Raw genomic sequence first — 13,798 nt, forward strand, 5'->3', positions numbered from 1 at the left:
ACCGGCCGCCATGGGCGAGATACTGACCGGCTCCTGTTCGTGGACGGACCGGGCACTCCTCGGCAGCGGCTGGTACCCGGCCGGACGGCGGGACGCGGAGGGCCGGTTGCGGCACTACGCCGAACGCTTCCCCCTCGTGGAGGCCGACGCGACCTACTACGCCCTGCCCTCCGAACGCACCAGCCGGCTGTGGGCGGAGCGCACCCCCGACGGGTTCGTCTTCGACGTGAAGGCCTTCTCCCTGCTGACCGGCCACCCCACCCGGTCCGCGGTGCTTCCGCCGGGGCTGCCCGACGACATCCGCTCCCCGAAGGCGCTCGACGAGGTGTGGCGGCGCTTCACGGACGGCATCCGGCCGCTGCGCGAGGCGGGCCGGCTGGGCGCCGTCCTCTTCCAGTTCCCGCCGTGGCTGCGGCCCGGCCCCCGCGCGCGTGCCGTCCTCGCCGGGTGCCGGGAGCGCACCGCCGGGTGGCCGGTCTGCGTGGAGTTCCGGCACCCCGACTGGTGGCGCGGCGAACAGCGGCCTGCCACCGAGGAGTTGCTGCGGTCGTACGGTTTCGCCGCCGTCGCCGTCGACATGGAGCCGTCACTGCCGTCGTCGATCCCCCCGGTCACGCCGGTGACCTGCGAACGGCTGGCGGTCGTGCGGTTCCACGGCCGCAGTCACGCCTGGGGCACGGGGAGCAAGGAGGACCGCTTCCGGCACGAGTACACCGACGACGAACTGCGCGAGTGGCTGCCCAGGGTGCACGCGCTCGCCGAACGGGCCGAACGCGTGCACGTGCTGTTCAACAACTGCTGCGCCGACGCGGCCGTTCGGGCGGCCACGCGGATGCGGGAGCTGCTGGCCGGCTGAGCGACCTGCCGGGCCGGGCTGCGTCAGGCAGTCGCCTTCAGAGTGCTCCTGGCCAGCTCGTAAGCGGGCAGCATGGCCTCGTGCTCCTCGGTGTCCATGCCCCCGAGGTGGACGACGACCGGGCCGTCGGGCGTGCTCACGGCGAGGGCGCGCTCCTTCTTCGTCTCCTCCAGCAGCTCGCTCGTCGTCGTGTACTCCACCTCCGTACCGGAGAGGGAGCCGGCCTTGAACGCGCGGTACTTCTCCCCGCTCGCCGTCTTCTCGGCGCCCACGAAGCCCTCCAGCACGGTGCGGGCGTCCGCGTCCCCCGGCCTGCCCGTCCACACGCGGAGGAAGCCGAGCTTTCCGGCCGGCTTGGCGTCGACCTCGCAGGCCATGGTGACCGGGCCCTGGTGCAGGAAGGCGTCGGTGAGCGCGTCGGACACCTCGTTGCCGCTGTCGCTCTCCTGGGAGGCCGCGTCGATCTCCTCGGCCTCCCAGAACTCGGCGATGTCGAAGGTGACGGGAAGCTCACAGGCCGAACCGGCGGCCCCGATACTCCCCCCGCGCGCCGCGACCTCGGCGGTGGCCGACGCCTTGCCACCGGCCGAACCCGAGTCCTCCCCCGATTCTCCGCACCCCGCCGCCATCCCCGTCAGCAAGACCGCCGCCGCAAGCCCTCGCCAACCGTTCCCCACCCCGAAGCGCACCGCTGTCTCTCCTCTGCTCGAAACCGGCTTCTGTTCGATACCGGCGGAGCACTGTAACCGAGAGGCACGGGAATGACCTCGCCTCCTCCGCTGTTGCACATCTCGACTGGCATGCACCGCTCAATGAGTGCGATGCCGGTGAAAGGAGGCCCCCATGGCACGCAGCACGGCGCGCCCTGTCGTCACCCTGAGGTCCACGGCCGGTACCGGCGCGACCTATGTGACCCGCAAGAACCGCCGCAACGACGCCGACCGCCTGGTCCTGCGGAAGTACGACTCCGTCGCCGGACGGCACGTCACGTTCCGCGAGGAGCGCTGACCCGAGGAGCGTCGGCGCCACGGCGCTGACCCGAGGAGGGCCGCCCCAGTGCGTCGGCCCGAAGGTGGAACAGAGGAGGCAGTCATGAAGGTGCGCAATTCCCTGCGTTCCCTGAAGTCCAAGCCCGGAGCCCAGGTCGTGCGCCGGAAGGGGGTCACCTTCGTCATCAACAAGAAGGAGCCCCGCTTCAAGGCCCGCCAGGGCTGACAACCCGGCAGCCGCCCGGTGGACCCGGTCCCGACCAGCCAGGGGCCGGGTCCACCGGGCTGCCGCCGCCGGTCACCCGGCCCACCCACCCGCCGGGCGGTTTCCGTGCCGTCGTCCTACGGTGGGGGAGCGGCCGGTTCCCCAGGGGAACCCCAGCCGCTCCCGGCCGGCGCCGACTTCCCCCGTCTCCGATCCGGCCGGGAACCCGCACCCCTCGCCACGCGAGGGGTGCGGTCCGGCGTTCTTCCTGATCACAGCACCGGAGTGATCCCCGAAGGCCTTCCTGGCGTCTCCATGGGCGTACGACCCGGCGCGCGGGTCCGGCCGACCGGGCCGGTACCGCCCGCACGGGTGCCGGGTCCGGCCGTGCGCTCCCCGCGTGCGGCGAGTGGTTGGGGAGAGCTTGGGGATCGTGCGTCCAGCGGAGGAACGGCGCGGAGGTGCCGACGAGGACCGCGCCGTGCGCGACAGGGCGCCGGGCCTACCGGCCCGTGCCGGCGCGTTCGTCCTGCGCACGCTCCGGAACGAGGCCCGCAACATCCTCGTCGGCCCGGTACGGCGACTGCGCCGGCGCGGACCCGCCGGGCTGCTGCTCGCCGGTGTCGCCGTCGGGGGCGTCATCTTCTTCCACGCCCTCGCCCAGCGGCCGGCCGGGGCGGACGTGGTCCGGGCCGTCGGCGGCGTCCAGGGAGACCTGCCCCTGTGGCTGGCCCTTCTGCGGACCCCGGTGTCGCTGTACGTCCCCGCCCTCGACCTGCCGGTCTGGGCCGGCATCACCCAGCTGTTCCTCGCCTTCGCGCTGGCCGAGAACAGTCTCGGCCGGTCCCGCACGCTCGCCGTCGCCTACGCGACCACGCTGGCCGGCACCCTCACCGCCCGTGTGATGATCATGGCGGGCCCGGACCGGTGGGGGTTCGGCCTCCCGCCCGAGGCGGGGCAGGTGCTCGACACGGGCCCGTCGGCCGCGGTCGTCGGCCTGTTCACCTACATCTCCGTCGTCCGGCGGGCCCCCGTCGTGTTCACGCTCACCGGCGGCTCGATGGTCTGGGAGTCGATGGCCAAACCCAACCTGGCCGGCCGCGAACACCTGGTGGCGGTGGCCGCCGCGATCGTTCTCGGTCTGCTGCACGGCCGACGCCCCGCCTGGCTCCCCGACCCGCGCCGCCTCCTGCGCCGGCCCGCCGAGATCCCGTCGTCCAGGGCCGACGCCCGGGTAAACATGGATATCTGAGAAACTCCCATGAATCCGTGGGGCGGTTGAACACTCCTGGGTCCGGTTGCGTATAGAGCCGCGGGGATGTCATGTCCTGGCCGCCGACGACGTTTTGGAGCACTTCGTGGGACACACAAGGCGCAGGCGCCCGACGGGCGGACGACGAGCGACGTTCGCCGCGGTCGCGCTGATGCTCGGCGGCGGAGGGTTGATGGCCGCGAATGTCTACGCCTCCGCCACCGAGGACGACCAGGGGCCCTGGACCTCCGGTTCCGTCACCGTCGACTGCCCGGACGTGGGCAGCCGGCTGACCTCGGTTCCGGACGGCGCGGGCGAGGAGGTGGACCGCGAACTCGCCCTGCTCGACCAGCAGATAGCCGCCGCATACCAGCAACTCCAGGGTTCGGCCCAGGCCGTGCGCGACGACGCCGGCTTCGCCGACAACGCGGTGATGAACCCGTTGAAGCAGAAGCGCGCCGCGACCATCGAGCGCATCGGCATCGCCATCGACCGCGTGGCCGACCGCCCGGAGGGCCTCTCCGACCTCGCCGCCTGCACCTTGCGCACCGCCGACGACAACGCGGGCGAGGAGCCCGGGGGCAACGGCGGAGACGGCCAGAACCAGGGCGACGGCCAGGACCAGGGAGACGGTCAGCAGGGCGGAGAGGGGCAGCAGGACAACGGCGGCGAAGGCGACGGCCAGCAGGGCGACGGAGGCAACGAAGGCAACGGCGGGCAGGCGGGCAACGGCCCCGTGGCCGCCGACTTCGTCGACATCACCACCGTGCAGCCCGCCCAGCAGGCCGCCGACCCCGGCGCCGGCCCCTCCAGGGGCACCTTCGCCACCAGCTGCGGCGTCAACGCCAACGGCCTGTTCAACTCCGACAACGTGATCGTCGCGCCGGGCGTCACCAACGGCGCCCACCACTTCCACGACTACGTCGGCAACCAGGCCAACGACGCCTTCGCCTCGGACGACGACCTCGCCAACGGCGAGACCACCTGCGTGGACCAGGGCGACAAGTCCTCGTACTTCTGGCCCGTGCTGCGGCTGCAGAACGGCACCCAGGAGCAGGACGCCCAGTCGCCCGGCGGCGGCGTCGAGGGCAACGCGGGCGAGATCGTCACGCCCAAGGAGGTCACCATGACCTTCGTGGGCAACGCGCGCTCCGAGGTCACGGCCATGCCGCGGCTGCTGCGCATCATCACCGGCGACGCCAAGGCGTTCGTCAACGGTACGGCCAACGCGAACGCCTCCTGGAGCTGCACCGGCTTCGAGGACCGGCAGCTGAAGGACAAGTACCCGGTCTGCCCGAACGGCAGCGACGTCGTGCGCTCGTTCCGCTTCCAGAGCTGCTGGGACGGCAACAACATCGACAGCGCCAACCACCGCACGCACGTGGCGTTCGCGGCGGCCGACGGCAGCTGCCCGGCCGGCTTCGAGGCCATCCCGCAGCTGGTGCAGCGCATCGTCTACGACGTCGACGCGCCGAGCCTCCAGGACGGCGGACGTACGACCCCGCTGTTCGCGGTGGACTCCTTTCCCGAGCAGCTCCACAAGCCGGTCACCGACCACGGCGACTTCATCAACGTCTTCGACGAGGACCTGATGAACGAGATGGTCGCCTGCATCAACGAGGGCCGCACCTGCGGCGCCGGCGGTGACAACGGCGGCGGTGACAACGCCGGTGGCGACAACGGCGGCGGTGACAACGCCGGTGGTGACAACGGCGGTGACAACGCCGGTGGCGACAACGGCGGCGTGGACCAGCCCGACCAGGACCAGGGCCAGGGCCAGGGCCAGGACGACGGCCAGCAGGAGCCCCCGGCCCAGAACTCCGAGAAGCCCCAGAGCGAGCCCGCTGCGGGCGACGCCGGCTCCGCCGACACCCCCCGCACCGCCGAGCCCCGCGTCTACACGAAGCCGAGCGCCAAGGCGACCGAGCCCACGGCGGAGACCCCCGCCCAGGACAGTGGCGCCAAGAGCGAGATCGGCACCCCCGCGACGGCGGCCCCGGACCAGAGCCCGGTCGCGGCGGACACGGGCGACACGCCGTCCGTCGTGCCCGCACCGCAGGCCCAGGGCGGCCTGGCCGAGACCGGCGCCAACCTGTGGCCGGCGGCCGCGGGCGCCCTGCTGCTGATCGGCGGGTTCGTCATCCTGCGCCGTTCGGCGAAGCGGCCGTAACCGAGTTCCCGCCGAGGCAACCGCCGCGCACGGGCACGAACGGGTGCTCCCTGACGCGAGAGGCCGCCCCGCCACCGGGCCGCACGGTATATGTCGCTCGGAGTGACCGCACAGGTCGCTCCGGGCGGCACCGGCCCCGGACCGGCGGGGCGGCCGCGCGACCAGGGGAGACCCATGCAGCACACGCACACCGACACCGACCCGGAGTACTACGACCTCGGCAGCCACCGCCGTACGGTCACCACCTCCTCCGCCGAGGCCCAGCTCTGGTTCGACCGCGGCCTGGTCTGGTCGTACGCCTTCCACCACGAGGAGGCGGTCGCCTGCTTCGAGCGCGCCGCCCGCGCCGACCCGGACTGCGCGATGGCCCACTGGGGCATCGCCTACGCGCTCGGCCCCAACTACAACAAGCCCTGGGAGTTCTTCGACGACCAGGACCTCGCACGGACCGTGGAGCGCACCCACGCCGCCGTGGAACTCGCCCACGAGAGGGCCGTACACGCCACCCCCGTCGAACGCGCGCTGATCGGCGCCCTGCGCGCCCGCTACCCGCAGGAACGGCCCGCCGAGGACTGCTCGGTGTGGAACGAGCCCTACGCCGACGCCATGGCCGCCGTGCACGCCCTCGCCCCCGACGACCTCGACGTGGCCGCCCTGTACGCCGACGCCCTGATGAACCTGACGCCCTGGCAGCTGTGGGACCTGCGCACGGGCGAACCCGCCGACGGCGCGCGTACCCGCGAGGCGCGGGCCGTGCTCGACGCGGCGCTCGCCACGGAGGCCGGCGCCCGCCACCCCGGCCTGCTGCACTTCTCCATCCACCTGATGGAGATGTCCCCGACTCCCGAGACGGCCCTGACCGCCGCCGACCGGCTGCGCGACCTGGTGCCGGACGCCGGCCACCTCCAGCACATGCCCTCGCACCTGGAGGTGCTGTGCGGCGACTACCGAGCGGTGGTGTCGGACAACACGCGGGCGATCGCCGCCGACGACAAGTACGTGGCCCGGTCCGGCGCGATGAACTTCTACACCCTCTACCGCGCCCACAACCACCACTTCAGGATCTACGGCGCGATGTTCCTCGGCCGGTCGCAGGTCGCCCTGGAGGCCGCCGCCCGGCTCGAGGAGTGCCTGCCGGAGGAACTGCTGCGCGTGGAGAGCCCGCCCATGGCGGACTGGCTGGAGGCCTTCCTCGCGATGCGGGTCCACGTGCTGATCCGCTTCGGCCGCTGGGCCGACATCCTGGAGCTGCCGGAGCCCGCCGACCCGTGGCTGTACAGCACGACGACCGCGATGCGGCACTACGCCCGCGGTGTCGCCCTCTCCGCGACCGGCCGGGTCCCCGAGGCGGAGGCCGAGCGCACGCTGTTCGCGGCGGCCGCCGCCCGGGTCCCGGAGACCCGCATGCTGTTCAACAACACCTGCGCCGACATCCTCGCCATCGCCGCCGCCATGCTCGACGGCGAACTGGAGTACCGCAAGGGCCGGCACGAGGCGGCGTTCGCCGCCCTGGAACGCTCGATCGAACTCGACGACAACCTTCCCTACGACGAGCCCTGGGGCTGGATGCAGCCCACCCGGCACGCCTACGGCGCCCTGCTGCTCGAACAGGGCCGGATCGCCGAGGCGGAGGCGGTCTACCGCGCCGACCTGGGCCTCGACGACTCGCTGCCGCGTTCCGCCCAGCACCCCGGCAACGTCTGGTCCCTGCACGGACTCCACGAATGCCTCGTCCGGCTGGGCAAGGACGGCGAGGCGCGGATCGTCGCCCAGCAGCTGAAGTTCGCCGCCGCGCTGACGGACGTACCCGTCGAGGCGTCCTGCTTCTGCCGTCTCGACACCACGACGGGGACCCCCGGCACGAGCGGCTGCTGCGGCATGGACAATTGACCGACCACCCGCCCGGGATGCCGAGCCGCCCCGCCGTCCCCACGATGGACGCAGAAGGCGGCACCAGGCAGTCCGAGCGGAGGGGAGAGCGATGGCGCAGGCCACGCGGAACAGGGGGACCTCGGACCATGGCGGGCGCAGGGTGAACGAGACGCGCACGAAGAGAACCGCGGGCACGAACAGGCCACACGGCGGGATCGGCCGGGCCCGCGGCTGGGCGCGGCTGGCCCTGGCGCTGGTCGCCGGCTGCGTCGCCGTCGTCTTCTCCGGCTTCGACTCCGGCGGGTGGCTGATCCTGCTCACCGGGTTCGCCGGGCTCGCGCTGGCCGGGGCGGGCGTCTGGTGGATGCTGGCGCACCGCGGCGGCGCCCGGCTGCTGGGCGGCCTGCTGGCCGTGGCCGCACCCGTGGGCGTGCTGGTGCTCTACGCCGCGTCCGGGCTGTGGATCGTGGCCGTCGGCGCACTCGCCCTGTGGGCGGCGGCGCTCGCCTCGGCCCGCTCCGCGCTGCGCAATCTGCGCCGCCCCCGCGGCACGCACACCCGCAAGGCCCCGCCCCCGAAGCGTCCGGTGCTGCTGATGAACGTGCGGTCGGGCGGCGGGAAGGTCGAGAAGTTCGACCTCGTCAAGCGCGCCGAGGCGCTCGGCGCCCGTGTGATCGTGCTCGGCCCGGACACCTACCCCGACCCCGTGAAGGTGGCCCGGCAGGCCGTGGCCGACGGCGCCGACCTGCTCGGCGTCGCGGGCGGCGACGGTACCCAGGCGCTCGTGGCCTCCGTGGCCGCCGACCACGGACTGCCCTTCCTGGTCATCGCCGCGGGCACCCGCAACCACTTCGCCATGGACCTGGGCCTGGACCGCGCCGACCCCGTGCGCAGCCTCGACGCCCTCACCGACGGCGTGGAACTCCGCGTCGACCTCGGCGACGTCGGTGGCCGGCCCTTCGTCAACACGGTGTCCTTCGGGGCGTACGCGGAGATAGTGCAGAGCCCGGAGTACCGCGACGCCAAGGCCGCCACCGTCCTGGAGCACCTGCCCGACCTGCTCGCGGGCGAGGGCGGCACCGTCCTCGACGTCCACACCGACGACACCCATCTGTACGCCCCGCAGGCCCTCCTCGTCAGCAACAACCCCTACGCCCGCGCCGACCCGCTCGGCGGCGGCCGCCGCCCCCGTCTGGACACCGGACAGCTCGGGGTGATCGGCGTCCGCGTGGAGGGCCCGGGGCAGGCCGCCGAACTGGTCCTGCTCGGCGAACGCGCCAGCGGCATCACCTCCGTGACGTCCCGCCGGGTCACCGTGGAGGCACCCGAGGGACACATCCCGGTGGCCGTCGACGGCGAGGCGCTCGACCTGCCCGTCCCGGTCGTGTGCACGCTGCGGCCCGGCGCGCTGCGGGTCCGGGTGCCCCGCCACCGTCCGGGCGCCCCCTATGCGCCGCCCACCGTCGACTGGCGGCGCATCGTCCGCCTCGCACTCGGCCGCACCGATCCCCGTACGATCCAGGAGACGCACGATGTCTGACCGCCGAACCGAGCCACGCGTCCGCATGCCGCACCTGGTCCGCGACCTCGCCACCCTGGACCAGGCCCTGTACGAGACGGTCACCATGACCAGGACTCCCACCCTGGACACCGCTCTGCGCCGGCTGTCCGCGGCGGCGGACCACTCCAAGCTGTCCTTCGCCCTCGCCGCCGCGCTCGCGCTGCGCGGCGGCCGGTCACGGCGCGCGGCCGCCCTGGGCGTCGCGGCCGTCGGGGTGGCCTCGGCGAGCGCCAACCTGCTCGGCAAGCGCCTCGTCCGCCGTCCGCGCCCGCACCGCGCCGTCGACTCGCCGTTCCCGGGCCGGCACGTGCCGATGCCGGACTCCGCGTCGTTCCCGTCCGGGCACACCGCGTCGGCCGTCGCCTTCGCGGCAGCCGTCGGCCCGGCGTTCCCGGTCGCCGCCGTCCCGCTGGGCCTGCTCGCCTGCGCGGTGGGCTACTCGCGCGTCCACACCGGCGTGCACTACCCGGGCGACGTCGTGGCGGGCGCACTCCTCGGGACGGGTTCGGCGGCCCTGGTGCTGGCGGCGGCGGCCCGGCTGGACGGCTGAGGACAGGGGCGCGGCGCCGGAACCGGAACCGGCGCCCCTACTCCCGTCCGCAGTGCAGGAAGACGTGCGGCTCGGGTACGGCTTCGGGATGGTCGGGGGTGAACAGCAGGTTCTCCTCCGCCAGTACCGTCAGCCCCGCGCCCGTCACCATCCCGACGAGATCGTCGCGGGCGAAGCTGGTGACCCGCACCGGCTGCCCCATGAACACCGCGTCCACGCCCTCCACGTCCAGCGGCACGGTGGCGAGGACGAGGCTGCCGCCCGGCAGCAGGGCCCGCGCCAGCCGGCCGACCAGAGCGCTCTGCTGCGCCCGGTCCATCTGGAGCAGGGAGAAGTACACGCAGACCGCATGGAACGAGCCATTCTCCAGCGGGAGTTCACGCACGTCCACGCAGCGGAACGTCGCCTCGGGGACCTGCCGGGCGGCGAGAGCGACCATGACGGGGGAGACGTCGACGCCCAGCACGTCATGCCCGGCGCCCGCCAGGGTCTCGGCCGTCGGCCGGCCCGTCCCGCTGCCCACGTCCAGCACCCGGCTGCCCGGCGCGAGCCGCCCGAGCAGCCACCCCAGCGACCGGTGGTGGGCCTCCGAGTGCGCGAACGCCTTCTCGTACCCGGATCCCAGCGCGTCGAACACCGCCGCCGCGCGCCGCTTCTCGTCCTCGCCGGTCAAGTCGGTCTCCCGTCGTGGTGGGCAGGTCCCGCGCCCGAGCGGCCCTGACGGCGCCTCAGTGTAGGGCCGGGCCAGCGGAGCGGTGGCCGGTTTCCGGAAGCAGCCGGAATCCGAATTCCCACTACCGTCAGTAACATGATCCACTCTCCTTCCGAGAGGGGGCTACTGGCGAGTAGCTGAGGCCCCGCGACCGTCGTTCCCTTCGGAGGACCCCCGATGACCTCGCCCGAGGAAGCCCTGCAGCAGGCCCGTGCGACCTACGAGGAGCACGCCCGCACCTGCCGGCAGTGCCACTTCGACGCCGTGCCGTGCGCGGTGTCGAAGCATCTTCTGCGCGCCTACAACAATGCCCGCCGGGAGCAGATGCGGGCGAACTCGGGCGTGCGTTGAGCGATTTTCGTCACACCGGGTGACCGGGCCGGGTGGCGTCAGGAGGGACGTACCGCTCCGCGCAGTGCGCCCTCGCCGAGGGCGTGGACCGATTCCTCGCGGATGGCGGCGCCGGGGCCCGGGGCGTGGATCATCATGCCGTTGCCCGTGCACAGACCGGTGTGGCTCAGGTCGTCGTAGAAGAAGACCAGGTCGCCGGGGCGCAGATCGTCCAAGGCGACCCGGGTGAAGGCCTGCGCCTGGTCCAGCGCCGTCCGCGGCAGTGTCACCCCCGCGGCCCGCCAGGCGGCCTGGGTGAGGCTGGAGCAGTCGTACGACTCCGGCCCTGTCGCACCCGTCACGCACGGCCGCCCGATCTGGGCGCGGGCGAAGGCGAGGGCCTTGTCCGCCTTGCCGAGGTAGCCGGTTCCGGTCGCGTGGACGGTGAGGCCGAGCGGGGACGGGGCGGGAGTGGGGGCGGAGCCGGGCCCGGGGCCGGTCGGGAGCGTGAACTCCGGGAGCGCGAGGCCGAGTTCAGGGGCGGGGAGAGGGAACTCGGCGACGGCGAAGGCGGGTTCGGGCGTGGGGAGCGTGGCGTAGACCGGCTGGGGCGGGACGGCCGGGGCGGTGTTCCCCGCCGTGGGCGCGAGCAGGTCGCCGTAACTGGCCGCCAGGAGGCCCGTCTCGGGCTCGGGAAAGGCGTTCGAGGGTGGCGCGATCGGCGGTTGAGGCACGGCGAAACCGGACGTGGGGACGGGGAAGTCGTACGTGGGGGCGGGGAAGTCGTACGACGGGACGGGGAAGTCGTACGACGCGGCGCCGGAATCCGGCGTGGGCATGGGGAAGCCGGCCTCGGCCGTGGGGAGAACGGCGTTCTGGCCGGTCGACGTGAGGGCCGTGCTGCCGGTGGCGGCCTGCTGTCCCGCCCAGGTGTCCGTCTCCGGACGGTAGGCCTGCTGCGGCCCGGTGTCCCAGGTCCGCTCGACCGGCCACGACTCGATCGCGGGCAGTGACGGCATCGGCTGCGGGACGGCACGGGCCAGCACCTCGCGGGCGATGGCGAGCTTCCGCCCGATCCTCTCCTTGCCGCTGCGCAGGGACGCCTGCGGCGCGGCCGGGGCGGGGGAGGGGGCGGAGGCCGGGGCCGGCATCAGCGCCCTGGTCTCCTGCTGCGGGGCCTCCTGGGCCGCCGGCAGGGCGGCCACGGCCCGCCCGGTCAACTCCGGTGCGCGTCGGCCGCCCGCCTCCAGCTCGCGTACGGCTCCGCCGCCGGGCGGCAGCTCCGGTGCGCTCCGCGGGCGCGCGGCGAGTGCCGGACGGTCTGGCAGGCGGTCGGTGGGCAGGCTGGCGGGAGTCGTCGGTCCGACCCGGCTGCGCGCCATCTCGAACCACTGACGGGTCACGGCCTCCAGCGAGGGATCGGCCGCCGGGCGCCCGCTGTTGGCGACGGAGGTGACGGTTCGGCGACCGCCTCGGCCCGACCTGGCGCGGGTGGCGTTGAAGGTGCCGGTGTCGGTCTCGGCCCGGTCGTACAGGGCGCTGACCCGCTGCTGGATCTCCGCACGGCTCGGTGTGCCGGCGTCCTCGATGCGGGCGGAACCTGTCCCTGTGGGGAGCGTGGTGCGATCCGTCGCCATGGAAGACGTACTCCTTCCGTGCTCCGCCGGCCGAGTGGGCGGTGGATCCGGGAGCGGTCCTTGCAGCAAGGTGCTCCCAAGCTCGCAGCCCGTCGGGCGGTCGAGCATCTCACCCCGGGGATGGACGGTCCCGGCTCCGGCCGCGGCACTGCTGTCACGGACTCGGCGGAGGTCGCGCGGCCGGCGGGGTTCGCCGGAGTCGGTCGCGCGGCCTTGCGTCAACCTAGCCAACTTGTGTGACTGGTGTGAAGATTGAGGTGTTAAATGTCCGATACGTATTCGTGACCTTGGTCTCTCTTCACCGCAACGGCGTTTGGATCGGCCACACTTGACCTGCGCGCCCGGCCGCTGCGGTCGCGTCGTGGATCCGGCGCGCTCGCTCCCCCGTCGGCGTCCCTTTCGGGGCTGAGGGTGCGGTCCGCCTCGTCCTGGGCGAGCAGTGAGAGCAGGGCCGCCACCGTCAGGCCCGCCTCGGCCGGGTGGCGCAGTACCTTGCCCGGATCGATCCGGTAGATGTTGCCGCGCCCCTCCCGGGTGTGCGACAGGTAGCCGTCCTGCTCGAGGTCGGCGATGATCTTCTGGACGGCGCGTTCCGTCAGCCGACAGCGGGCGGCGATGTCGCGGATCCGGGCGGTCTGGTTGTCCGCGATGACTGCCAGCACGCGGGCATGGTTCGTCAGAAACGTCCATCCGGTGTGCGATTCGGGCACTCCCTCCATGGGGCCATGATACGGCCAGGGATTCATGTATACAAACACTGGAACTCTTTTTCGTGTATCAGTTGACGTATGACGGGTATCAGAGCGAGCCTGGGACGGTGAGAAAGAGTGACCGGGGAGGCGGTCATGGCAGAGCCTGCGTACGACGCGGAAGGTGACGCGGGGGCGGGTGGCCTGCGGGCCGAGGCGAGCGGCGCGCCGCATGCCCGGCCGCTGCCCGAGATCGCCCTTCGTGCGGAAGGCGAGCGGGTGGCCGTGGAGATCGACGGTGAGCTGGACCTGGAAAGCGCCGAGCAGCTGGAGCATGCCCTCCGGGCGGCGTTGGCCGCGGCGGTCGGTGCCGTGGACCTGGATCTCGCCGGGGTCACGTTCTGCGACTGCGCAGCCCTGAACGTGCTGCTCGAAGCGCGTGAGCGGGGCCTGCGGCAGGGTAAGCCGGTCGTCATCCGCTCGGCCGCCCCCGTGGTCGAACGGCTCCTCGACCTGACCGGCACCGCCCCGCTGTTCGCCGGCACCGACCCCGATCCCCACCATGACGACGACGCCCCTGTCCCGCCGGAAGACCACGGCGGCGAACAGGACCTGCGTGTCGAGGTCGTCCAGCTGCGGCGGGCCATGCAGACCCGCCCGGTGATCGACCTCGCCCGCGGCATCCTCATGGCCTCCTTCGCCCTGAGCGCCCAGGACGCCTGGCGGGTCCTGGTCGACGCCTCCCAGCACACCAACACCAAGCTGCACCACCTCGCCCACGACCTCGTCGACGCCGTGGAGGGAGACCCGCCACCGGAGGCCGTACAGGAACAGGTGGCGGCGGCCGTCGCCAGGGTCCGGTCCGCCTCCCCGGCGGGGGCGAGGGCCGATCACGTCGACGAGTGACCCGAGCGTGACGGCCGTCGCGTCGCGCGCCCACGGGCACGAGTGCGTCCTCGGTCGAGGCCAGGGGCG

Annotated in this window: 13 protein-coding genes and 1 pseudogene; 10 read left to right on the forward strand and 4 right to left on the reverse strand. The window is 73.2% G+C overall.

Going from position 1 to position 13,798, the window contains the following annotated elements; genetic code table 11:
- Positions 1–10: 10 nt before the first annotated feature.
- Positions 11–856 (forward strand): DUF72 domain-containing protein, encoded by an 846-nt coding sequence (locus tag ACFWJX_RS26650; protein ID WP_383248028.1) that lies wholly within the window; start codon positions 11–13, stop codon positions 854–856.
- A gap of 23 nt (positions 857–879) precedes the next feature.
- Here ACFWJX_RS26650 and ACFWJX_RS26655 read toward each other — a convergent pair whose 3' ends face one another.
- Positions 880–1,485, reverse strand: a complete 606-nt coding sequence (locus ACFWJX_RS26655; RefSeq protein WP_383248029.1) for a lipoprotein — start codon at positions 1,483–1,485, stop codon at positions 880–882.
- A 214-nt stretch (positions 1,486–1,699) separates the two neighbouring features.
- Here ACFWJX_RS26655 and rpmG point away from each other — a divergent pair, with 214 nt between their 5' ends.
- The 7 genes from rpmG (at position 1,700) to ACFWJX_RS26690 (ending at position 9,455) form a co-directional block, all read left to right on the forward strand.
- Positions 1,700–1,864, forward strand: coding sequence for a 50S ribosomal protein L33 (rpmG, locus tag ACFWJX_RS26660; RefSeq protein ID WP_073498959.1), 165 nt, complete (start codon positions 1,700–1,702; stop codon positions 1,862–1,864).
- 84 nt (positions 1,865–1,948) lie between these two features.
- Positions 1,949–2,071 (forward strand): type B 50S ribosomal protein L36, encoded by a 123-nt coding sequence (ykgO, locus tag ACFWJX_RS26665; RefSeq protein ID WP_383248031.1) that lies wholly within the window; start codon positions 1,949–1,951, stop codon positions 2,069–2,071.
- Positions 2,072–2,483: 412 nt separating this feature from the next.
- Positions 2,484–3,302, forward strand: a complete 819-nt coding sequence (locus ACFWJX_RS26670) for a hypothetical protein (protein ID WP_383248033.1) — start codon at positions 2,484–2,486, stop codon at positions 3,300–3,302.
- A 193-nt stretch (positions 3,303–3,495) separates the two neighbouring features.
- Positions 3,496–5,472, forward strand: coding sequence for a DUF1996 domain-containing protein (locus ACFWJX_RS26675; protein ID WP_383248035.1), 1,977 nt, complete (start codon positions 3,496–3,498; stop codon positions 5,470–5,472).
- Positions 5,473–5,646: 174 nt separating this feature from the next.
- Entirely contained in the window at positions 5,647–7,362 is a 1,716-nt protein-coding gene (locus ACFWJX_RS26680; protein ID WP_383248037.1) for a hypothetical protein, read from the forward strand.
- A gap of 142 nt (positions 7,363–7,504) precedes the next feature.
- Positions 7,505–8,884, forward strand: coding sequence for a diacylglycerol/lipid kinase family protein (locus ACFWJX_RS26685; RefSeq protein ID WP_383248039.1), 1,380 nt, complete (start codon positions 7,505–7,507; stop codon positions 8,882–8,884).
- Complete coding sequence (locus tag ACFWJX_RS26690) at positions 8,877–9,455, forward strand: phosphatase PAP2 family protein (RefSeq protein ID WP_383248041.1); 579 nt, start codon at positions 8,877–8,879, stop codon at positions 9,453–9,455. The genes ACFWJX_RS26685 and ACFWJX_RS26690 overlap by 8 nt, the downstream gene beginning before the upstream one ends.
- A gap of 37 nt (positions 9,456–9,492) precedes the next feature.
- Here the strand turns inward: ACFWJX_RS26690 and ACFWJX_RS26695 are convergent, their stop codons facing one another.
- Positions 9,493–10,128: a class I SAM-dependent methyltransferase gene (locus tag ACFWJX_RS26695; protein ID WP_383248043.1), complete on the reverse strand. Its 636-nt coding sequence runs from the start codon at positions 10,126–10,128 to the stop codon at positions 9,493–9,495.
- A gap of 216 nt (positions 10,129–10,344) precedes the next feature.
- Between ACFWJX_RS26695 and ACFWJX_RS26700 the strand changes: the two genes are divergently transcribed.
- Positions 10,345–10,518, forward strand: a complete 174-nt coding sequence (locus ACFWJX_RS26700) for a hypothetical protein (RefSeq protein ID WP_383248045.1) — start codon at positions 10,345–10,347, stop codon at positions 10,516–10,518.
- 38 nt (positions 10,519–10,556) lie between these two features.
- Here ACFWJX_RS26700 and ACFWJX_RS26705 read toward each other — a convergent pair whose 3' ends face one another.
- Complete coding sequence (locus ACFWJX_RS26705; RefSeq protein WP_383248047.1) at positions 10,557–12,134, reverse strand: NlpC/P60 family protein; 1,578 nt, start codon at positions 12,132–12,134, stop codon at positions 10,557–10,559.
- Positions 12,135–12,526: 392 nt separating this feature from the next.
- A pseudogene (locus ACFWJX_RS26710) lies at positions 12,527–12,853 on the reverse strand (helix-turn-helix transcriptional regulator); the annotation flags it as partial.
- Positions 12,854–12,979: 126 nt separating this feature from the next.
- Here ACFWJX_RS26710 and ACFWJX_RS26715 point away from each other — a divergent pair.
- Entirely contained in the window at positions 12,980–13,729 is a 750-nt protein-coding gene (locus tag ACFWJX_RS26715) for an anti-sigma factor antagonist (RefSeq protein ID WP_383248049.1), read from the forward strand.
- Positions 13,730–13,798: the final 69 nt, after the last annotated feature.

This window comes from Streptomyces sp. NPDC058335 (assembly GCF_042723915.1).
Classification (GTDB): Bacteria; Actinomycetota; Actinomycetes; order Streptomycetales; family Streptomycetaceae; genus Streptomyces.